This window comes from Streptomyces sp. B93 (genome assembly GCF_018070565.1).
Classification (GTDB): Bacteria; Actinomycetota; Actinomycetes; order Streptomycetales; family Streptomycetaceae; genus Streptomyces.
Window position 1 is genome coordinate 20,661 of record NZ_JAGPXL010000021.1, and the last position, 20,224, is coordinate 40,884.

General features: G+C 71.0%; 18 protein-coding genes, 1 tRNA gene and 1 pseudogene. 6 read left to right on the forward strand and 14 right to left on the reverse strand.

The window, feature by feature from the left end; all coding sequences use genetic code 11:
• Positions 1-71: 71 nt before the first annotated feature.
• Positions 72-677, forward strand: a pseudogene (locus KBY47_RS20875) (ScbR family autoregulator-binding transcription factor); the annotation flags it as partial.
• Between the two features lie 211 nt (positions 678-888).
• On the forward strand, positions 889-1,326 hold the full coding sequence (locus KBY47_RS20880) for a hypothetical protein (RefSeq protein WP_247694998.1): 438 nt from the start codon (positions 889-891) through the stop codon (positions 1,324-1,326).
• 21 nt (positions 1,327-1,347) lie between these two features.
• Here KBY47_RS20880 and KBY47_RS20885 read toward each other — a convergent pair whose 3' ends face one another.
• From KBY47_RS20885 to KBY47_RS20915, 8 genes are all read right to left on the reverse strand, one after another.
• Complete coding sequence (locus KBY47_RS20885) at positions 1,348-1,959, reverse strand: GntR family transcriptional regulator (RefSeq protein WP_210922848.1); 612 nt, start codon at positions 1,957-1,959, stop codon at positions 1,348-1,350.
• 162 nt (positions 1,960-2,121) lie between these two features.
• Positions 2,122-6,399: a hypothetical protein gene (locus tag KBY47_RS20890; RefSeq protein WP_308405221.1), complete on the reverse strand. Its 4,278-nt coding sequence runs from the start codon at positions 6,397-6,399 to the stop codon at positions 2,122-2,124.
• A 393-nt stretch (positions 6,400-6,792) separates the two neighbouring features.
• Positions 6,793-7,428, reverse strand: coding sequence for a DUF305 domain-containing protein (locus tag KBY47_RS20895; RefSeq protein WP_210922851.1), 636 nt, complete (start codon positions 7,426-7,428; stop codon positions 6,793-6,795).
• 116 nt (positions 7,429-7,544) lie between these two features.
• Positions 7,545-7,958, reverse strand: coding sequence for a DUF6153 family protein (locus tag KBY47_RS20900; RefSeq protein WP_308405222.1), 414 nt, complete (start codon positions 7,956-7,958; stop codon positions 7,545-7,547).
• Between the two features lie 76 nt (positions 7,959-8,034).
• Positions 8,035-8,508: a GNAT family N-acetyltransferase gene (locus KBY47_RS20905; protein WP_210923007.1), complete on the reverse strand. Its 474-nt coding sequence runs from the start codon at positions 8,506-8,508 to the stop codon at positions 8,035-8,037.
• A gap of 128 nt (positions 8,509-8,636) precedes the next feature.
• The gene (locus tag KBY47_RS20910; RefSeq protein WP_210922853.1) at positions 8,637-8,849 is read right to left on the reverse strand and encodes a DUF4287 domain-containing protein; all 213 of its coding nucleotides are present in this window, start codon (positions 8,847-8,849) and stop codon (positions 8,637-8,639) included.
• A gap of 92 nt (positions 8,850-8,941) precedes the next feature.
• The gene (locus KBY47_RS36635) at positions 8,942-9,067 is read right to left on the reverse strand and encodes a DUF397 domain-containing protein (protein ID WP_308405223.1); all 126 of its coding nucleotides are present in this window, start codon (positions 9,065-9,067) and stop codon (positions 8,942-8,944) included.
• Complete coding sequence (locus KBY47_RS20915) at positions 9,024-9,938, reverse strand: helix-turn-helix transcriptional regulator (RefSeq protein ID WP_210923009.1); 915 nt, start codon at positions 9,936-9,938, stop codon at positions 9,024-9,026. The genes KBY47_RS36635 and KBY47_RS20915 overlap by 44 nt, the downstream gene beginning before the upstream one ends.
• A gap of 182 nt (positions 9,939-10,120) precedes the next feature.
• Between KBY47_RS20915 and KBY47_RS20920 the strand changes: the two genes are divergently transcribed.
• Both KBY47_RS20920 and KBY47_RS20925 read left to right on the forward strand, forming a co-directional pair.
• Positions 10,121-10,531, forward strand: coding sequence for an ATP-binding protein (locus KBY47_RS20920; protein ID WP_210922855.1), 411 nt, complete (start codon positions 10,121-10,123; stop codon positions 10,529-10,531).
• 184 nt (positions 10,532-10,715) lie between these two features.
• On the forward strand, positions 10,716-11,216 hold the full coding sequence (locus KBY47_RS20925) for a YfbM family protein (RefSeq protein WP_210922857.1): 501 nt from the start codon (positions 10,716-10,718) through the stop codon (positions 11,214-11,216).
• Between the two features lie 191 nt (positions 11,217-11,407).
• On the opposite strand, the gene KBY47_RS20930 is transcribed toward KBY47_RS20925, so the two are convergent.
• From KBY47_RS20930 to KBY47_RS20940, 3 genes are all read right to left on the reverse strand, one after another.
• Positions 11,408-11,481 (reverse strand) — tRNA-Pro (locus tag KBY47_RS20930).
• A 33-nt stretch (positions 11,482-11,514) separates the two neighbouring features.
• Positions 11,515-12,303, reverse strand: coding sequence for a Pr6Pr family membrane protein (locus KBY47_RS20935; protein WP_210922859.1), 789 nt, complete (start codon positions 12,301-12,303; stop codon positions 11,515-11,517).
• A gap of 366 nt (positions 12,304-12,669) precedes the next feature.
• On the reverse strand, positions 12,670-13,596 hold the full coding sequence (locus tag KBY47_RS20940) for a metallophosphoesterase (RefSeq protein ID WP_210922861.1): 927 nt from the start codon (positions 13,594-13,596) through the stop codon (positions 12,670-12,672).
• A gap of 107 nt (positions 13,597-13,703) precedes the next feature.
• On the opposite strand from KBY47_RS20940, the gene KBY47_RS20945 reads away from it, so the two are divergent.
• Entirely contained in the window at positions 13,704-14,168 is a 465-nt protein-coding gene (locus KBY47_RS20945; RefSeq protein WP_210922864.1) for a GatB/YqeY domain-containing protein, read from the forward strand.
• Positions 14,169-14,302: 134 nt separating this feature from the next.
• Here KBY47_RS20945 and KBY47_RS20950 read toward each other — a convergent pair whose 3' ends face one another.
• Positions 14,303-16,609, reverse strand: a complete 2,307-nt coding sequence (locus KBY47_RS20950) for a transglycosylase domain-containing protein (protein WP_210922866.1) — start codon at positions 16,607-16,609, stop codon at positions 14,303-14,305.
• 552 nt (positions 16,610-17,161) lie between these two features.
• Here KBY47_RS20950 and wblA point away from each other — a divergent pair.
• Positions 17,162-17,500 carry a transcriptional regulator WblA gene (gene wblA, locus KBY47_RS20955; RefSeq protein WP_210923016.1) on the forward strand — a complete coding sequence of 113 codons (339 nt, stop codon included), beginning with the start codon at positions 17,162-17,164 and terminating at the stop codon, positions 17,498-17,500.
• A gap of 125 nt (positions 17,501-17,625) precedes the next feature.
• Here the strand turns inward: wblA and KBY47_RS20960 are convergent, their stop codons facing one another.
• A complete protein-coding gene (locus tag KBY47_RS20960; protein ID WP_210922867.1) occupies positions 17,626-19,152 on the reverse strand; it encodes an ArsA family ATPase in 1,527 nt (508 codons plus the stop codon).
• Positions 19,149-20,126, reverse strand: coding sequence for an ArsA-related P-loop ATPase (locus KBY47_RS20965; RefSeq protein WP_210922869.1), 978 nt, complete (start codon positions 20,124-20,126; stop codon positions 19,149-19,151). The genes KBY47_RS20960 and KBY47_RS20965 overlap by 4 nt, the downstream gene beginning before the upstream one ends.
• Positions 20,127-20,224 lie beyond the last annotated feature (98 nt).

A 20,224-nucleotide genomic window follows, 5' to 3' on the forward strand; every position in this document is an offset into this window, starting at 1 on the left:
TTCTTGATAAAACAAACCGTGTAGTCGCGTAAGCTCCCGGTGCACCAGCTTGAGACGGTGGAGGACGAGACATGGCGAAGCAGGCCCGAGCGGTCCACACGCGACGCGTGATCGTGGAAGCGGCGGCGAGCGTCTTCGACGACTACGGCTACGAGCGTGCCGCCCTCTCCGAGATCCTGCGCCGCGCCGAGGTCACCAAGGGCGCCCTGTACTTCCACTTCCCGTCCAAGGAGTCGCTGGCCCAGGCGATCATGGACGAGCAGACCACCCGGGTGAAGGTGCCCGAGGACGGCTCGCGGCTCCAGGCCGTCATCGACATCACCCACCAGTTCGCCCACTCCCTGGTGCACGACCCGCTCGCCCGCGCCGGTACGCGGCTGTCGATCGAGGGTGTCTTCCTCAACGGCGTACACCCCTGGGGCGACTGGTTCGACCTGGTCGCCCGGCTGCTCACCGAGGCCAAGCAGGCGGGCGAGGTGCTCCCGCAGGTGGTGCCGGAGGAGACGGCCGAGTTCATCGTCTCCGCCTTCACCGGCGTCCAGCTGGTCTCCGAGGCCATCAGCAAGCGCACCGACCTGCGCGGCCGGGTCGCCGTCCTGTGGCACCACATCCTGCCCGCCATCACCCACCCCGGCGTCATCGTCCACATCACCCCGGAGGGCGCCATGGACCCGGCGGTTGCCCTGGAGGACACCGAGACGGTGGCGCTGGTGCCGGTGACCCCCTCCGCGTCCTGAGGCCGCGCCGCGCCCTTGAGCACGACTCTGGCCACCTGACGCCCCGTCAGCTACCTTCGTCGCGCGCCGCCATGCCGTTCCCGAGGAGGTGGGCGCCGTGCGGACAGCCCTGGACAGCCCGCGGCCACAAGGCACGCCTCGCTGGGTCCTGATGGTCCACCAACCGGCCACCGGCACCTGGCACACGGGCGCCGAATCCCCTTACCGAGCCCCGGTGCTGCACGCCCTCGGCGAGATGACCCGGACGGTACGCGCGCGTGGCGACGACCTCACCGCCGCCCTGTGGGGCCCGGACGACCACGACGGCACCGACTGGCAGCGCCACGACCTCGCCCCCGCGTCCACGGCAGAGACATTCCCGGCGACCGCACCCCCGGCGACCGCACTCCCGGCCCCCCGCCCCGCCGCCGGGCCCACCGCACTCACCGAGCGGCTGGACGACCGCCGCCGCCAGGTCCTCCTGGCCGGGCTGACCAGGGCCGGGCACCACGACCTCACCGCGGACGACCTGACCGCCGTACAGACCCTGGCCGAGCGCCTCGACGAGACCACGCTCCGCACGCTCGCGCACTGGCTCGCCCGCCGCTGAAACACCCCGCCGCCGCGGCCGTCACCACCGCTCCAACGGCGTGGTGAACCGCAGTTCCGTGCGGTCACCGGGCAGCCTCACCCGGGTGACCTCCACGACCCGCCCCCGCACGTCGTACGAGATCTTGTGCAGCACGATCACCGGCGCACCCGGGGGCAGCTCCAGCTCCCGGCGCTCCCCGGCGGTCGGTGGCCGGGCGGTGAGGCGCTCCTCGACGCGGTCCACCTCGACGCCGACGGTGCGCAGCTGGTGGTGGGTGCCGCCGGGCCAGGGCTCGTTGGCCTCGTCGAGGAGGGCGGGGTTGGCGGCGATCAGCTCGCGCGGGAGGTAGGAGGCGCTGAGGCCGAAGGGCGTCCGCCCGTTGGCGCACCGGGTGCGGTAGACGCGCTCCAGCAGGGCGGTGCCCTCCGGTACGCCGAACAGGCGGGCGAGTCCGGGGTCCGCGCCGGTCTCCCGGTAGCTGGCGTGGAAGACGAGTTCCTCGGAGCCGAGGCCGGTGTCGCGCTCGGTGACCCCGGTCCGTCGGCGCTGGGCCTCCGGCTGCCGCGCCCGGTCCTTCTCCCACTGGTGGCGGCGGTTGTCGCGGATGGCGAGGGGACGGACGGGTTCCTGGTCGTCGTAGGCCTCTGGCACGGGCGCTCCCGGTCCCTCGGACGGTCACCTTCAAGATCACCATAAGGGCGTCGCGGCGGCCGGGCACCAAAAGGCCCGATCGCTGGCGACGGGGGATACACCAGCGATCGGGCTGGGGCCAAGACTAACAAGGCCGGGTGCGGTGCGGGAGTCCCGGATGCGTCACCGGCCGCACGGCGGGTCGTACGAGAGGCGGGGCAGGTACTCCTGCCACTTCTCCTCGGTGAGCACGCCCCGTGTCGTGGCGCAGATACGGCCGATGGCGTCGTCGACGTCGAGGTTCCACAGCCGGACCGTGTCGGTGCCGCTGGAGACGCCCAGCATGTTCGTCCTGGGGCTGAAGGAGAGGAAGTTGCCGGTGCGGGAGTTGGGGCTCATCGAGTGCCCGATGGGCGCGGCGTCGGCCGGTCGGGCGACGTCCCACAGCCGTACGGTGTTGTCGTTGCTGCCGCTGGCCAGGGTGTGCCCGTCCTCGCTGAAGCTCAGCGACACCAGCGCCTCGGTGTGCCCCGTGAGCGTGGCGACCGCCTCGGGCGTGTCGATGTCCCACAGCCGTACGGTGTTGTCGTTGCCGCCGCTGGCCAGGGTGCGCCCGTCCGGCGCGAACGCGAGCGCGTTGACGGGACCCCCGTGCCCCCGGAGCGGAGCGCCGCGCGGGCGCGCGTCCCGGGGATCGCCGACATCCCACAGCCGTACGGTGTGGTCCGAGCTGCCACTGACGAGGGTGCGCCCGTCCGGGCTGAAGACCAGCGCGTTCACATACCCCTTGTGCCCGGTCAGCGGTGTGCCGAGGGGGCGCGGCCGGGCCGGGTCGGTGACGTTCCACAGCTGGATGGTGCGATCGGTCCGCGGGGTCGCCAGGGTGCGCCCGTCGGGACTGAACGCCAGCGCGTCCGGGCCCGCGAACCGGGTCTGGAGGGCGACCGGTGCCCCGTAGGGGACCGGCTCGGCCGGATCGGAGACGTTCCACAGCTGCACGGCTCGATTGGCGAACAGCACGGCGAGGACACGGCCGTCGGGGGAGTACGCGAGGTTCCGCCAACCGCCGTCCCCCTCCATGAAGGGCTTGCTCAGCGGCTTGGGCCGGGCGGGCTTCCGTACGTCCCACAGCCGGATGCGCCCGTCCCGCGCGGCCGTGGCGAGCACCTGCCCGTCCGGCCGGAACACCCCGCTGCGGCCGATCATGTCCGCGGTCGGTATCGACCACAGCCGGACCTTGCTGTCGCCGCTGCCGGTGGCCAGGGTCCGCCCGTCCGGGCTGAAGCCGAGCGCGTACATCTCGCCGCTGCTGCCCGCCAGCGGCTCACCGACCTGCGAGGGGTACGCCGGATCGCTCACGTTCCACAGCGACGCCGTGCTGTCCGCGCTGGCCGCGGCGAGCATCTGGCCGTCCGGGCTGAAGTCGACCGACCAGATGGCACCGGTGTGCCCGGTCAGCGGCGCCCCCAGGGGCCGCAGCTCCTCCGGGTCGCCGATGTCCCACAGCCGTACGGTGTCATCGGAGCCGCCGCTGGCCAGGGTGCGGCCGTCCGGGCTGAACGCCACCGAGTGCACCGTGTCCATGTGCCCGTCGGGCGGCTCGGGCAGCGCCCGCGGACTCCGCGGCCGGCGTACGTCCCACAGCCGCAGGGTCCCGTCGTCGCCGCCCGCCACCAGCGTCCGGCCGCCGGGGCCGAACGCCACCGACCGTACGGCGGCGGTGTGCCCGATGAGCGGCTCGCCCAGCGGCCCGGCCTCCGCGGGGTCGGTGACGTCCCACAGGCCGACCGTCCGGTCCTCGCTCGCGGAGGCCAGGGTGCGGCCGTCCGGGCTGAACGCCAGCAGGTACACCGTCCCTTCGTGCCCGGCCAGCGGCGCCCCCACCGGCCGGGGCCGCGCGGGATCCCGTACGTCCCACAGCCGGATCGTGCCGTCGTCGGAGGCGCTGGCCAGGGTGCGGCCGTCCGGGCTGAACACGGCCGTGCTCACCCAGCTGCCGTGCCCGCGCAGCGGCTCCCCCAGGGCACGCGGGCGGCTCGGGTCGGACACGTCCCACAGCCGGACGGTACGGTCGTAGCTCGCCGTCGCCAGGACCTTCCCGTCCGGGCTGAACGACGTCAGGTAGACGGCGCCGGTGTGCCCGAGCAGCGGCGTGGCCAGCGGCGCGTTCACGATCGAGACCAGCCGGTTGCGGGTCCCCGCGTCGTCCGGCCGCAACCGGTGCGCCACCAGGTCGATCTGCGCCGACAGCGACGGATCGGAGTCCTGCACCCGGTCCGCCTCCGCGACCACCTGCTCGAACACCGCGTCGTCCCGCTCCTGCCAGGCGATCACCGCCGCCCACACCGCGATCGCCGACAGCGCCACCAGCGCCGCCACCGCCGCCCGGCTGACGATCGTCGTCCGCCGCCGCAGCCGCACCGACGCGGCCAGGAACTCCACCGCGCTGCGCGTCAGGAACGTGTCCCCCGCGGACCGCGACCAGTCATGCGCCTGGTCGAGCCGCGACCCCCGGTACAGCAGCGCGCTGTCCCGGCCGCTCTCCTCCCAGGCCCGGCCGTCCTCCTCGAGGCGCTGCCGCAGCAGATGGCCGCCGCGGTCCTCGTCGATCCACTCCCGCAACCGCGGCCAGGCGTGCAGCAGCGCCTCATGGGTGATCTCCACCGTCTCCGCGTCCAGCGTCACCAGCCGCGCCCGCACCAGCGCCTCCAGCGACTCCTCCGTCTTGCCCGGGTCCGCCGACTCCGCCGCCAGCTGCCGCCGGGTGCCCCTTCTCCGGGTGGCCTGGGTGTCCTCACCCAGCCTGACCAGCCGCAGCAACAGCAGCCGCGCGGCGGTGCGGGCCGCCGGGTCCAGGCTGGACCAGGCCCGCTCGGCGGTCGCCGCGACGGCACCCTGGATGCCGCCCGCCGCCCGGTAACCGGCCAGCGTCAGCCGCCCCGCCTTGCGCCGCTGCCAGGTCGCCAGCAGCGCGTGCGACAGCAACGGCAGCACACCGGCGTCGTGCGCCCCGCGCGGACCGTCGGCGCTGACCTCCCGCAGGATCAGCTCGGCGAGCCCCGGCTCCAGCTCCAGCCCCACCGCCTTCGCCGGGCCGGTCACCGCCTCCCGCAGCTCGGTGGTGGTCAGCGGCCCGAGCACCATGTGCCGGTGCTGCAACGCGTCGGCCAGCTCGGGGTAGTCCAGGCAGCGCTCGTAGAAGTCGGCGCGGATTCCGAGGACGACGAGGGCGGGGGCGGTGCCGCCGCCCTCGGCCGGTGTGCTCACGGCGTGCAGCAGGCGGATGAAGGCGCGGCGTTCGGCTTCGTCGGGGCAGAGGGTGAACGTCTCTTCGAACTGGTCGATGATGAGGACGGGGGGACGGTGGGGGGTGCCGGGACGAAGGGGGGTGCTGGGGGCGTCAGGGATGCTGGGGGCGTCAGGGGTGGCGGTGGTGCTGGGGGTCACGGTGCTGGGGGTCGCGCTTGTGCCCGGGGTAGCGGTGGTGCTGGGGGCCCCATGCGCGCCGGGAGCGGCGGGGGCGCCCGGGGCCGCAGGGGGGCCGCCTGAGGCGGCAGGGGCGTCGCCGTCGGTCTCGGCGCGGGCGGCGGCTTCGCGGGCGCGCCGGTCGAACTCCGCGGTGACGGCCTCCCGGGCCCGCTCGGCGCACACCGAGCCCTCTGCGCCCTCCGGGCCCTCTGCGCCCTCCGAACCTCCCGCGCGGTCCGCCCCGTCCGTGCGGTCGAGGAGGTCCGCGAGCCCGGGTATTCGGCGGGTCAGCTCCTTCAGCGGATCACCTCCCGGGACGAGCTGGACGACCTCCCGCCCGCCGTTCCCATCCCCGCCCCCGTCCCCGTCCAGCACCCCGCTCCGGAGCGCGGGCACGAGCCCGGCGTTGAGGAGGGAGGACTTCCCGGCGCCGGACGCCCCCACCAGCATCACCAGCCCACCGGTGCCCTCGGCCGCCCGCAGCTGCCGTACGAGCGCGTCGGTGCTGCGCGCCCGCCCGAAGAACCACCGGGCGTCCTCCGGCCGGTAGGAGGCGAGCCCGCGGTAGGGACACACCCCGCCGGGCACGGCGGGGGCATCCCGCTCCTCGCGCCCCTGACCGTCCCCCTCCCCGGACCGGTCGTCGGCGGTGACCGGCACCCCGACCGCGGTCTCCCACAGCCGCTGCCACTGCCCGAGGTCGTAGAGCCCGGGGGAGACGGGGGTGGGCCGCAGCCGCCGCGCGTCGGGGATCAGTACGTGGAGCACCGCGGCCAGCGCGGTGAACTGCGCCGGTACGTTGCGGGCCCGCCGCCAGTCGCTGATCCGCTGCGCGGAGACCCGTACGGGCCGCCCCCGCTCGTCCACCCGCTGCAACCGGCCGACGGCCTCGGAGACCCGTTTGAGGGGAGGATCACCGGCCTCCTTGTAGAGCAGCGCGAGACGCTCCGCGAAGGCCGTACGTGCCCCGGCGTCGGAACCCAAGGCCTCCACCCCTCACTCCCCCGCAGCTGAATATCGTCTGAGCGTCCGGACCGGAAAACTCACCCTATACGCCTGACCTGCATCGACGCCCTCTTCCGGACACCGGAGCCTCCTCATCCGGGACACCGGATGGCAGGATCCGGAGGTAGTAGCACCGAGTGACGGCGCGGTGACGGCGATTCGATCATCGTGACCGAAACCCGTAGGTGAGCCACCCCCCTCCACTGACGGTCCGTTCCGTGCGCCGACCCGGTAGCGGACCAAAACCACCCGCACCGTCGGGCACCGGTCCCCACGAGGGGAGGGACCGGTACCCGACGGTGCGGTGTGACCCACGGGTACCCAGGAAATCCGGCGCGGTGCCCGGTGTACCCAATCGGCCGGAAAAGGCCGTGAGGTGGGTCAGTTCTTGCCGAGGAGCTGGTTCATCTCCTCGATCTCGGCCTGCTGGGCGGTGATGATGTCGTCGGCCAGCTTCTTGGCGGGCCCGTACCGCCCCTTGTCCTTCTCGGTCTGGGCCATCTCGACGGCGCCCTCGTGGTGCTCGACCATCATGGTCAGGAACATGGTGTCGAAGCCGCCGCCGGAGGCCCCCATCAGCTCGTCCATGTCCTCGGTGCCCATCATCCCGGGCATGTCGGTGCCGCCGGAGTGACCGCCGTGGTCCATGCCGGGCATGCCGGACGGCACGTCCTCGCCCCAGGCCTCCAGCCATCCGGACATGGTCTGGATCTCCGGGTCCTGGGCCTGCTGGATGCGGGAGGCGAGGTCCTTGACCTCGGCGGAGGAGGCGCGGGTGGCGGCCATCTCCGCCATCTGGAGGGCCTGCTGGTGGTGCGGGATCATGCCCTGCGCGAAGGCGACGTCCTGGTCGTTGTGGGCGCCCGCGGTGTCCGAGGCGCTCGCGGAGGCGGTGGTGCCGGACGCGGCGCCGGAGCCGCTGTCCTCGCTGCCACAGGCGGCGAGGACGAGGGCGGAGCCGACGGCGGCGAAGCCGATCGCGGCACGGCGCGCACGGGAAGGACTGCTGTTGCTCATGGGTGAACTCCTGCGATGCTCTGCGATGTTCTCCGTTGCGCACGGAGACGGACATACCGGACGGCCCTGCCCGCCGCTCGCTGAGCTGAGGCGGGACACGGCCGGGAGGCGGCGTCCTATATCCGCAGGAGTTGGAGTTCCGCCAGCGTGGGCGGAGCACGGCCGCCCTCGGGGGCGACGGCGAAGGAACCACGAGGGCCGTCGACGGACGTGACCGCCCCGACGGCATCGGCGGCCGGCAAGGGCAGTACGGGCCCGGCACCGAGCGCCCCCGACGCACACGTCGGATCGGCGTGGTGGGCATGCCCACCGAGACCGCCCGAACCATGGCAGACGTACTCGTCACCGGCATCCGAATGGAGGGCGACGGCGGCGACGCTGTGCGGGGAGTGCTGGGCACGGTCGACGACCGCCCCGCCCGGCCCCAGCGCGTGCATCCCGAACAGCCCGGCGAACAGCGCGAGCAGCAGCAGTCCCCGCACCCGCCCGAGGGGCGGTCGCGAAGGTCGCAGCGGGAGACGGCCGGTCACGCGTCTCATCCTACGGAACCGCGCGGAGGCCGCCGCGCGGGCCGCCGGTCGCCTGCCCAGCCGTGCGGGCCGCCCGTCAACTGACGACAGGACTACGCCGCTCCACGAGGACGACATCCCGCCAGCGTCCGTGATGGCGCCCGATGCGCTCCCGCGTGCCGAGGATCCGGAAGCCGACCCGCTGGTGCAGGGCGAGGCTGGCGGTGTTCTCGGGGAAGACACCGGACTGGATGGTCCAGATCCCGGCCGCCTCGGTCGAGTCGACCAACGCCTTCAGCAGCGCGGAGGCGACTCCACGCCCCCGGGCGCGGGGATCGACGTACACGGAGTGCTCGACGACACCGGCGTACGCGCACCGGTCGGAGACCGGGCTGACGGCGACCCACCCGAGCACCACGCCACGCTCGTCGAGGCCGACGAAGCGATGCGCCCCGAGCTTCGCGGCGTCGAAGGCCTCCCAGTTCGGGGCGGTCGTCTCGAAGGTGGCGTTGCCCTCGTCGATCCCGGCCTGGTAGATCGCCAGGACCTGGTCGGCGTGGGAGGCGTCCATCGGCGCGATGGTCACGCCGCCGGGACCGCCGGGCGGGGTCACCGGGGCAGGTCCCTCGACGAGCCGCTCGGCAGCGGCAGCACGGTCTTCGACATACGTCGATGCTGACACGGCCTGACGGCCGTGCCTCACGCGCCCCCGCGTTCGGCGAGCGTGTGCGCGACGAGGGCATTGGCATGCCCGTGCCCCAACCCGTGCTCGGCCTTGAGCCAGTTCACCAACTCCATGTGCTTGACCAGCGGAGAAGCCCGGATGAGCGCCTTCCACTCGGCAACGGGCCGCCCGTACTTCTTCTCGATGGCCGGAAAGTAACTGGCAGGCCCCTTCACAGCGTCACTCACGACGGCGCTCTCCCACTTCTACGACGATGCGATGTCACCGGTTTTGACCGCCCCGCTCGCCGCAACTCATCGCCGACGCCCTGTGCGCTGGGTCACAGGCAGCGCAACTCCCGTATGAAGAAGCCCCAGGAAGCCGCCCCGAAACACACGGCCGGACCGCCCGGCACCTTGCTGTCACGCACCGGGACGACGGCCGGAAACCCGTCGGCCACCTCCACGCAGTCGCCCCCCGCCTGATTGCTGTAGCTGCTCTTGCGCCAGGCGGCGCCGCTCAGATCGGGACGGAAGATACGCGCCACGGTAGTTGCCCTCCATCGCGGACCGGATCATGTCGATTGACATGAGCGGGGGCAGAGCTGCCGCCCGCAGGCGATCGTAAATCACCTTGTAGCGACCGACGTTGGACGGCTCTTCGATGAGTTGGCCATAGTCCGCGCCTTCTGTGTAGGCCATTTCCGAGCCGCCCGGCAGCGAGAGCATCGTCAACGACCCGCCCATCGCCTCGTGCCCGCCTTGGTCGAACGGCAGTACCTGCACCGTGGTGTTCCGCTCGGCCGCAGCGTGCAGCAGGCGCGCCAGCTGCTGGCGCATCACGGCATGGCCGCCGACCGGGCGCCTGAGCACGGCCTCATCCAGAATCACGCACAGCTCAGGCCGATCAGGCGATCGCAGCCGTTCCTGCCGCCCCATGCGTGCAGCGACGCGCTCCTCCAACTGCTCCTCACTGTCCAGCAGGGCATCCAGGCTGAGCACGGCCCGCGCATAACCCTCGGTCTGCAACAGTCCGGGCACCACATGAGCCGCGTACTGCCGGACGGCCACCGCCCCTTCCGAGTACTCCATGAACTTCCGCGACCAGTCCGGAAACGCCTCCCGGTAGACGTACGGCCACAGCTCCACCAGCAGCTCATCCGCACCGAGGGCCACGTCCAGCGCACGCGCGAGCGCCAGCGTCGGCTTCGCTCCGGACGCCCGCTCGATCTGGGTGATCCGCGTACCCACCACATGTGTGAGGGCACCCAGCTCGGCCTGGGTCAGTCCCGCCGCCGTTCGGAGCCTGCGCACCCGTGCTCCGAAGAGGGCGGCCATCGACGCGCTGGGGTCAATTCCGTTGGCCAAGGCATCACTTCCGTTCCTTACGGCGTGAAAAGTAAGGCTGTGTCACCTGTCGAGCGTAGGGCGATCGGCCGACTCTTGAGTACGGAACGTAATGAACTGTGTACGCCACGGAACACCTCACCCCGACCGAAAGGGCCGTACAGAGCGTGCTGATGGACACCCGAGTGCTCACCGCACATTTCCCCGCCACCCCGCGAGGCGCACAGCTGGCCCGCCGCCAGGCCGTCCGATGGATGCAGGAACGGGGCCACCCGCCCGCATCAGACATCGCATGCGGCGTGGCCCTCGTGGTCGGCGAACTGGCGGCGAACGCCGTGCAGCACGGCCGCGTCCCCGGCCGGGACTTCGGCCTCCGCATCACCGCCGACGAAGCGGCGAACCACGTACGCATCGAGGTCACGGACGCCGCGCCCCCACCCGACCTGCCCCCGGCCCCGACCCCACCACACCCGGAAGACGAGTCAGGCCGAGGACTGCTCCTGGTGGACGTCCTCGCCACACACTGGGGAACGACCCCACACCCCTCGGAGGGCAAGACGGTCTGGGCGGAGCTGTGCCTGTGACGTCGGCCGCGCGACAGCCTCGTCGGACGGCTCACGCGATGATGCGCATCTCCACCCTGAGTCGTTGCTGCGAGCGACGTACACGGACCTAGAGGGGTTCGAAGTCGAACCACGCGCCGGTATGCCGGGGCCCTGACAGGCGACGGCCCTCACCGTTGTCAGTGGCCTGGCCTAGTGTCCGCCCATGAGCATGATCGGTGAGTACCTGCGTGTCACGGCTGCTGAGCTTGATCGAGCGATCCGCGACCCCGACTGGGCTCTGGACTTGGTCGAAAAGGTCCAGGATGCCGAGGAAGAGACAGAGCCTGCGCCGACCGAGGCGCGTCACTTCAGCACGTACAAGACCTGGGACATGCTCCGCTTCCTGCTGGCGCGCGCCGAGTTCCCCGTGAATGTGATTCACGGGGAGGAGCCGTTCGCCGAGGACGAGGACTGGGGTTACGGGCCGCCGAGATACCTGCGGCCTGACCGGGTCCGGCTCGCGGCGGAAGCTCTGCGGGGCACCGGCTATTCCCAGTTCACCAGTGGCGTGGACCCCGCCGAACTGACCCGCGCCGAGGTGTACCCGCTCGGCTGGAGTGATCCCGGCTCCCTGGAGTGGGGGCGTCCTTGGTACGACGGCCTCACACAGTTCTTCGAGGCTGCCGCCACGGCAGACGACGCCATGCTCGTCTGGCTGGACTGACGAGCAAAGGACAGTGGTGACCGAGGAGGTCTACCGAAGCGGATCAGGCCCGAGAACAGACCGGCGCGGTGGTCATGTACGGCATCCTCTAGCGCGCTCCGGGCCGGTAGTCACGCAGATAGACACGCACACGAAACAGGTCCGCGCAACCTACTCACGTTAGTAGGTTGCGCGGACCTGGTGTTTCACTGTCGGGGTGGCGGGATTTGAACCCACGACCTCTTCGTCCCGAACGAAGCGCGCTGCCAAGCTGCGCTACACCCCGATCGTCGCTGCTGTCGCGGCGACGACGTTTACTTTAGCCCACCGGTGGCTGGAGACGAAATCCGGTTTTGGAGCGGTGGCGGATCGGGTTCGGGCGAAGGTGGTCGAGGGTGACGAGGAGGACGGCGAGGGCGTAGCAGGAGAGGCCCAGGAGGAGGGCGTTGCCGAGGGTGCTCTTGTAGCCGTGGGCCCCGACGTCGAGGAAGGGGTAGAGGTAGCGGCCCGCGGTGCCGGGGTCGAGTAGTTCGCCCCGCGTGAGGGTGAAGGCCAGGTAGGCCAGGGGGTAGAGGAGCCAGGTGCTGGCCTGGCGCAGGTGGAGGCGGCCCGGCGCGGTGAGGAGGAGCCAGTCCAGGAGGGCCGCGATCGGGATGGCGGTGTGGAGGAGGTGGGCGGCGAGGGTCGTCTGCCAGGACGTCGGTGCCGCCAGGGGTGTGGTGTCGGCGTAGGGCGTCGACGGGTCGGTCAGCAGTACGTGGTGGACCAGGGCGCCGACCGTGACGTAGAGGAGGATCGCGCCGGTCAGGGCGGACGGCAACGGGCGGCGTGCCGTCCAGGCTCGGCGGGCCGAGGGCAGGAGGGTCAGGGCCAGCAGGATGGTGGCCTGGACCGAGAAGAGGCTCAGGGTGGGGAGCGGGGCGCCGTCCAGCAGGGCCAGGGTCACCGCGGCTGCTGCCGCCAGGGCGGTCAGGAGGCGGAACCCGGCCGTCAGGGGGCGTCGTACCGGTGTCACCACCGCGGACGCGGGCACCGAGGAGGGCGGCAGTGCGGGTATGCCCGGGATCGCGGGGAGATCCGGGATGTCCCTGGGTATCGGGGCGGTCATGCCCCCAAAGTAGGGATGTGGGATGCAGTGGGCGATTTGGGTGGGCCGGGTGGGTGGAATCCGGCACGCCGACCCGTCTTCCCTTGCCCCGGCCCGTCGTCTCCCCTTCCCCTGGGTCGTCTCCCCTTCCCCTGGGCCGTCTCCCCTTCCCCTGGACCGTCTCCCCTTCCCCTGGACCGTCTCCCCTTCCCCTGGACCGTCTCCCCTTCCCCTGGACCGTCTCGCGTTCCCCTGGACCGTCTCGCGTTCCCCTGGACCGTCTCGCGTTCCCCTGGACCGTCTCGCGTTCCCCTGGACCGTCGCTCGGCTCCGCCCCCGCGCTGACAACCGCCCCCGCGCAGACAGACAACCGCCCCGCGAGTCCCCCTACTCCTTCCCCACCAACGTCATCAACGTCGCCTCCGGCGGACAAGCGAACCGCACCGGTGTGTAGCGGCTCGTGCCGCAGCCCGCTGAGACGTAGAGGTACGACGTACGGTCCTCCGCGGTGTGCGTCGACAGGCCCTTCACCCGGTCCGTGTCCAGATCGCAGTTGGTGACGAGGGCGCCGTAGAAGGGGATGCAGAGCTGGCCGCCATGGGTGTGACCGGCGAGGATCAGCGGGTAGCCGTCGGCCGCGAAGGCGTCCAGGGCGCGCAGGTACGGGGCGTGGACCACGCCCATCGAGAAGTCCGAGGAGCCCGACGGGCCCCCGGCCACCTCCGCGTACCGGTCCCGCTTGACGTGCGGGTCGTCCAGGCCGGTCAGCTCGACCGACACCCCGTCGATCTTCAGCGTGCCGCGGGTGTTCGTCAGGTTCAGCCAGCCCGCCGAGTCGAAACCGTCCCGCAGGTCCTCCCAGGGGTTGTGGACCACCCCTACGGCGGGCGCGTTGCCGTTGAGACCGTGGCGGCCCTGGACCTTCTCGACCAGGTAGCGGCCGGGATTGCGCAGGGTGGGGCCGTAGTAGTCGTTGGAGCCGAAGACGTAGGCGCCCGGGAAGTCCATCAGGGGGCCGAGCGCGTCCAGCACCTCGGGGACGCCCTCCGGGTCGGACAGGTTGTCGCCCGTGTTGATCACGAAGTCGGGGCGCAGTCCGGCCAGTGAGCGCAGCCAGCGCTGCTTCTTGCGCTGGCCGCTGACCATGTGGATGTCGGAGACGTGCAGGATGCGCAGTGGGCGCATACCCGAGGGCAGGACCGGGATGGTGACCCGGCGGAGGCGGAAGGAGCGGGCTTCGAATCCCGCGGAGTAGAGGAGACCGGCGGCCGCTACCGCCGTGATGCCCAGGGGAACTCCGTATCGCGCGCGCATGCATCCATCGTGTCAGACGGCGTCCCGGTGTCGCGCCCGGCCGTCCTCCGGTCGTGCCCGGAAAACCAGCGGGCGTGCAGCCGTCCACTCCTGCGACAATCGACCCCATGACCACGCTCAAGTCGAAGCTTCACGAAGACCTCAACGCGGCGATCAAGGAGCGCGACGAGCTGCGCTCCTCGACGCTGCGGCTGACGCTCGCCGCGATCACCAAGGAGGAGGTCGCCGGCAAGGAGAAGCGCGAGCTGTCCGACGACGAGGTCCTCAAGGTGATCACCAAGGAGGCGAAGAAGCGGCGCGAGGCCGCGGAGGCCTTCGCGCAGGGTGGTCGTGCCGAGAGCGCCGAGCGCGAGAGGGCGGAGGGTGAGGTGCTCGCCGCGTACCTGCCCAAACAGCTGTCCGACGAGGAGCTGCGGGAGATCGTCGCCCAGGCCGTCGCGGAGGCGAAGGCCGCGGGGGCGGAGGGGCCGCGGGCCATGGGCGCCGTGATGAAGATCGTCAACCCGAAGGTGGCGGGCCAGGCCGAGGGCGGCCGGGTCGCCGCGGTGGTCAAGCAGCTCCTCGCGGGCTGAGAGCACCCACATACGGCGCCGGATACGGCACCGTCATACGGCGCCGCCACAAAGCATCGCCATACGTCGACGGGGGCGGCCCTCACCGAAAGGGCCGCCCCCATCTCCACATCACCGAACCCACGACCCCCGGTCTACGGCCAGTTCCCCCCGTTGCCGTTCCCGTTGTTGCCGCCGCCGTCCGCGCCCTCGATCCAGCCCTCGGGGATGGAGAAGCTCGGGTCGGGGCTGACGGTGCCGCCGGTGTCCGTGCCGCCGTCGGTCAGGCCGCCGATGAGGCCCTGGACGGCGTTGCCGTTGCCGTTCTCGTCGCCGTTGCCGTTGTCGTTGTCCTCGTCCCCGTCGTCGTCGCGGTCCTTCTCCTTCTTCTCGGGATCCGGGATGTCGACGAGGTTGAAGGACCCGGCGTCCTTGCCGGTCAGGGCACCGGCCATGGCGTCGCGCCAGATGGGACCGGGCACCCGGCCGCCGTAGACCTTCTCGTGCCAGACGCCGCCGATGGTGATGTTGACCATCTTGACCTCCTGGGTGGCGCTGCCGACCCAGACGGCGCCCGAGAGGTTCGGGGTGTACCCGACGAACCAGGCGTTCCTGCGCTCGTCCGTCGTACCGGTCTTGCCCGCGCTGTCCCGGTCGGTCAGACCGGCCTCCTGGCCGGTGCCGGAGTCGACGACACCGCGCAGCAGGGTGTTGATGGTGTCGGCGGTCTTCTCCGACATGGCGCGCGAGCAGGTCGACTTGGGTACGGCGAGGGACTTCTGCTTGTCGCCGAGCTTCTGCGTGATCGACTCGATGGCGACGGGCGTGCAGTACATCCCGCGGGACGCGAACGCGGCGTAGGCGGTCGCCATCGTCAGCGGGGAGATGCCCTTGGAGCCGAGGGAGATGGCCGGGACCTCGGGCAGCTTGTCGCCGTTGCCCTGCACGACGTGCAGCCCGTCGAGCATGTTCATCACGGGGCACAGGCCGATGTCGGCGACCATCTGCACGAAGTAGGTGTTGACCGAGAGGGCCATCGCCTCCTTCAGCGGGTAGGGGCCGACCTCGGACTCGTCCTCGTTCGGGACGCTCTCCCCGTTCTGGTTGATCCAGGGCTTGCCGTCGCAGGTCTGGACCGGGTCGGGGTACGGCATCTCGTACGGCGACGAGTACTGCTGCGTCGGCGGCTTGCCCTGCTCCAGCGCGGCCGCCGCGACGAACGGCTTGAACGTCGAACCGGTCGGGAAGCCGAAGTTCGAGCCGCCCATGCCGTGGTCGACCGAGTAGTTGATCTCGGTCTCGTTCTTGCCGTAGCCGTACGGCTTCGACTGGCCCATGCCGAGGATCTTGCCGGTGCCCGGCTCGACCAGGGTGGCGGCCGCGGCCACGGAGTCGTTCTTCTTGACGTGGTCGCTGAGCGAGTCCTGGACCGCCTGCTGCGACTGCGGGTCGAGCGTCGTACGGATCGTCAGGCCGCCCTGGTTCCAGATCTTGGCCCGGTCCTCGCGGGTCTTGCCGAAGACCGGGTCGTTCAGGAACACCTCACGCACGTAGTCGCAGAAGAAGCCCGCGCCCTTGACGGCCGTGATGCAGCCGTTCTTCGGCTGGCTGACCTTCAGGCCGAGCGGTGCCTTCTTCGCCTTGTCGGCCTCCGCGCGGGAGATGTCGCCCACCTGGGCCATGCGCTCCAGGACGACGTTGCGGCGCTTGGTGGCCTCGGCCTCGTCGTTGACCGGGTCGTACCGGCTGGGCGACTGGACGATGCCCGCCAGCAGGGCCGCTTCCTGGACGTTGAGGTCCTTGGCCGACTTGGAGAAGTAGCGGCGGGAGGCCGCCTCGACGCCGTAGGCCTGCTGACCGAAGAAGGTGATGTTCAGGTAGTTCTCGAGGATCTTCTTCTTGCCCAGCTCCTCCTCGACCTGGATCGCGTACTTCAGCTCGACGATCTTGCGGCCGACGGTCTGCTGGGTGGCCTGGGCGACCTTCGTGGGGTCGTCGCCCGCCTCCTCCACGAAGACGTTCTTCACGTACTGCTGGGTGAGGGTGGAGGCGCCTTCGGCCACGCCGCCGCTCTGTGCGTTCTTGTTGAGGGCGCGCAGGACGCCCTTCAGGTCGATCGCGCCGTGCTCGTAGAAGCGGGAGTCCTCGATGGCGACGATCGCCTTCTGCATGTACGGCGAGATGTCCTTGAGGTCGACCACCGTACGGTCGCGCGAGTAGACGGTGGCGATCTGGCCGCCGTTGGCGTCGAGGATCGTGGTGCGCTGGCTCAGCGGTGGGGTCTTCATGTTGGCCGGCAGCTCGTCGAAGCTCTCGACCGAACCCTTCGCCGCGAGACCGAGCGCCCCTACGGCGGGCAACGCGATGCCCGCCATGAGGGCTCCCGCGAGCACACTGACACCGAGGAACTTCGCGGCCTGCTGCGTTGGCGACAGACCACCGCCCGAGCGCTTCTTTGGCATGAGGGCAGCCTAATCCGTAGAGATGAGCGATCCGAGGGAGCGGTCCCTCTTGGCACGCCCCCTCAACTGTCACGGCACGGCAAAGTGAACCCTCTAGGTTCCCATTCGCCGGACACGCACACAGGCCTTGGCCTAAGCTGCTCTCAACTGTCACAGCAGTGCGGTCACGTATCAATACGTCCGGTGACTCGGGATCGTTCCGGATCTCCGCGACTTTCTTCGTTCGTTCTCGAATCGTTCTCGTCCTGGCATCCAGGGCGGCACGGGCGTGTCGGGTGCGTGGTGAGTGCGTGTCCGAATCGGCCTTGTGTGTCACTTGGCGTCCGTTGTGACTCAACAGAAACGTCCCGCTTCGCCGGGATTGTCGCGCATGTCGCCAGCTCACTCCCGCGGGTGATCTGCCGCTTACCCATAGTCCGTTCGGGCCATTCAAGATTGGGCCCGAAGGGGGTGTTGCGCTGTGCCCACCTTCCGTAACGTCCTCAACTGGCGGCGGTGAATATGCCGCTGCCGCCGTGGGGGAGCCTCGATTCGGGAGAGGACGGCGCCGGTATGGGCTGGGTAACCGACTGGAGTGCGCAGGCGGCCTGCCGCACTACCGATCCGGATGAACTGTTTGTTCAGGGAGCAGCGCAGAACAGGGCCAAGGCGGTCTGCACCGGGTGTCCGGTGCGGACGGAGTGCCTGGCCGACGCGCTCGACAACCGCGTCGAGTTCGGCGTGTGGGGAGGCATGACCGAGCGGGAACGCCGCGCACTGCTGCGACGGCGGCCCACGGTGACCTCCTGGCGCAGACTCCTGGAGACCGCGCGTCTGGAGTACGAGCGAGGGGCCGGCCTGGTGCCCCTCGACAGTGATGAGGTGTACGAGAACTATGCGGCGGTGAGCTGAGGGCCCGGGGCGCGGCTCAGACGCCGGTCGGGCTCACCTCACGTACCTCCTGGTTCTTGTTGTCCCCGTCAGGGCTCAGGCAGTCGGGCCCGGACGAGGGGACAGCCACAGTCGGACGGGTCCTGTCAGGCACCCGTCTCGGAAACCTCGGGCAGCTCCGGCCGGTTGGCCGCGAGCCGGTCCCCGATGTCCCGCAGCCCCGCGAGGTCATGCACATCGCCGGGCAGCGCGGCCACTTCGGCCACCGCCACCTCGGGGTGGAGCGCGGTGAAGCGGTCACGCGTGCGCTGCTCGCGGGAGAGCAGCCGCATCCGCTCGGCGTGCAGCCTCAGCAGGCCCGCGGTGAGCTGGTCGACGGACCGCTCCAGGTCCGCGGCAGTCGTGTCCGGGGCGGCGGGGGAGCCTCCGTCGGGACCTGAACTGCCGGAGCCGGGGCCTGCGCTGTCGGCGCCGGGGTCTGAACTGTCGTACGTGTCGGGTGAGTTACGAAGTCCAGCTTTCCCGTCCACCTGATCCACAATGCGGGACTCCGCAAGATTTTCCTCGGCGTCGGGACCGGCGTCGGGGCCCGAGTCCGGACCAGCGGCGGAACCGGCTTCTGGCCCAGCGGCGGAACCGGCGTCCGGACCGATGTCGGAACCGCCGTCGGATTCGGCACCGGAATCGTCGAGGTCCAGTTCCTCCGCCGCGGCGACCGCCCGCTCGGCCGACAACTGGGCGGCGCCGCTGCCGTGCACCCGGTTGAGCACCAGCCCCGCCAGCGGCATGTCCTCCGCGGCCAGCCGCTCCACGAAGTACGCCGCCTCGCGCAGCGCGTCCCGCTCCGGCGCCGCGACGACCAGGAAGGCCGTCCCGGGGGCCTGAAGCAGCTTGTACGTCGCGTCCGCCCGGGTGCGGAAGCCGCCGAACATCGAGTCCATCGCCGCCACGAACGTCTGTACGTCCTTCAGCAGCTGGCCGCCCAGCACCTTGCCCAGCGCGCCGGTCATCATCGACATCCCGACGTTCAGGAACTTCATGCCCGCGCGGCCGCCGACCTTCGCCGGGGCCAGCAGTACACGGATCAGCTTGCCGTCGAGGAACGAGCCGAGCCGCTTGGGCGCGTCGAGGAAGTCCAGCGCCGACCGGGACGGCGGCGTGTCGACGACGATCAGGTCCCACTCGTCCGTCGCCCGCAGCTGCCCCAGCTTCTCCATCGCCATGTACTCCTGCGTGCCCGCGAAGCCAGCGGAGAGCGACTGGTAGAAGGGGTTGGAGAGGATCGCGGCCGCCCGCTCGGGGTCCGCGTGCGCCTCGACGATCTCGTCGAAGGTGCGCTTCATGTCGAGCATCATCGCGTGCAGCTCGCCGTCGCCCTCCACGCCCTTCACCCGGCGCGGGGTGTTGTCCAGCGAGTCGATGCCCATGGACTGGGCGAGCCTGCGGGCCGGGTCGATCGTGAGGACGACGACCTTGCGGCCCCGCTCGGCGGCCCGCAGCCCCAGCGCCGCCGCCGTGGTCGTCTTGCCGACGCCGCCCGCGCCGCAGCAGACCACGATGCGGGTGGCCGGGTCGTCCAGCAGCGGATCGACGTCGAGGGTGCGCATGGGGGAGAGGTGGTGGGGGTGGCGCTCAGGGTGCGGGTGGTGGTGCTCGGCCGGGTCCGGGCTCATGACATCCCCTGCTTCCGCAGCTCGGTGGCCAGTTCGTACAGACCCGCCAGGTCGATGCCCTCGGTGAGCAGCGGCAGCTCGTGCAGCGGCAGGCCGAGGTCGCCGAGGACGGCGCGCTGCTCGTGCTCCAGCGCGTACCGCTCGGCGTACTCCTCGGCCTGGGTCAGCAGCGGGTCCACGAGCCGCTCGGCGTGCTGTCCGCGGCGCGCCCCGCCCAGCCCGGCGGCCGACAGCGACCGGGCCACGGCCGCCCGCGGGACCATCCGCAGCAGCTCCAGCTCGTCCCCGTCCAGTACGTCGGGACGCACCATGTTCACGATGACCCGGCCCACCGGCAGCCGCGCCGCACGCAGTTCGGCGATGCCGTCGGCGGTCTCCTGGACGGGCATCTCCTCCAGCAGCGTCACCAGGTGCACCTCCGTCTCGCGCGACTTCAGCACCCGCATCACGGCCTGCGCCTGATTGTGTATCGGGCCGATCTTCGCGAGCCCCGCCACCTCGTCGTTGACGTTCAGGAAGCGGGTGACGCGGCCGGTCGGGGGCGCGTCCATGACGACGTAGTCGTAGACGAAGCGGCCGTTCCGGTCCTTGCGGCGGACCGCCTCGCACGCCTTGCCGGTCAGGAGTACGTCGCGCACGCCGGGCGCGATGGTGGTGGCGAAGTCGATCGCGCCGAGCTTCTTCAGGGCCCGTCCGGCGCCCCCCAGCTTGTAGAACATCTGGAGGTAGTCCAGAAGGGCCAGTTCGGGGTCGATGGCGAGGGCGTACACCTCCCCGCCGCCGGGAGCCACCGCGATCTTCCGTTCCTCGTACGGCAACGCCTCCGTCTCGAAGAGCTGTGCGATGCCTTGCCGGCCCTCGACCTCGACGAGGAGCGTCCGCTTCCCCTCCGTGGCGAGGGCCAGCGCGAGGGCGGCGGCGACCGTGGTCTTACCGGTCCCGCCCTTGCCGCTGACGACCTGGAGCCTGCTCACGTCTTCGAGCGTAACCAGTTACCGCCCGCACTACTCCGGAGGCTGTGGACAACTCCGCGCACGGCGGGCCCCACCCGACCGCGGGGGTGCTGGTCGGC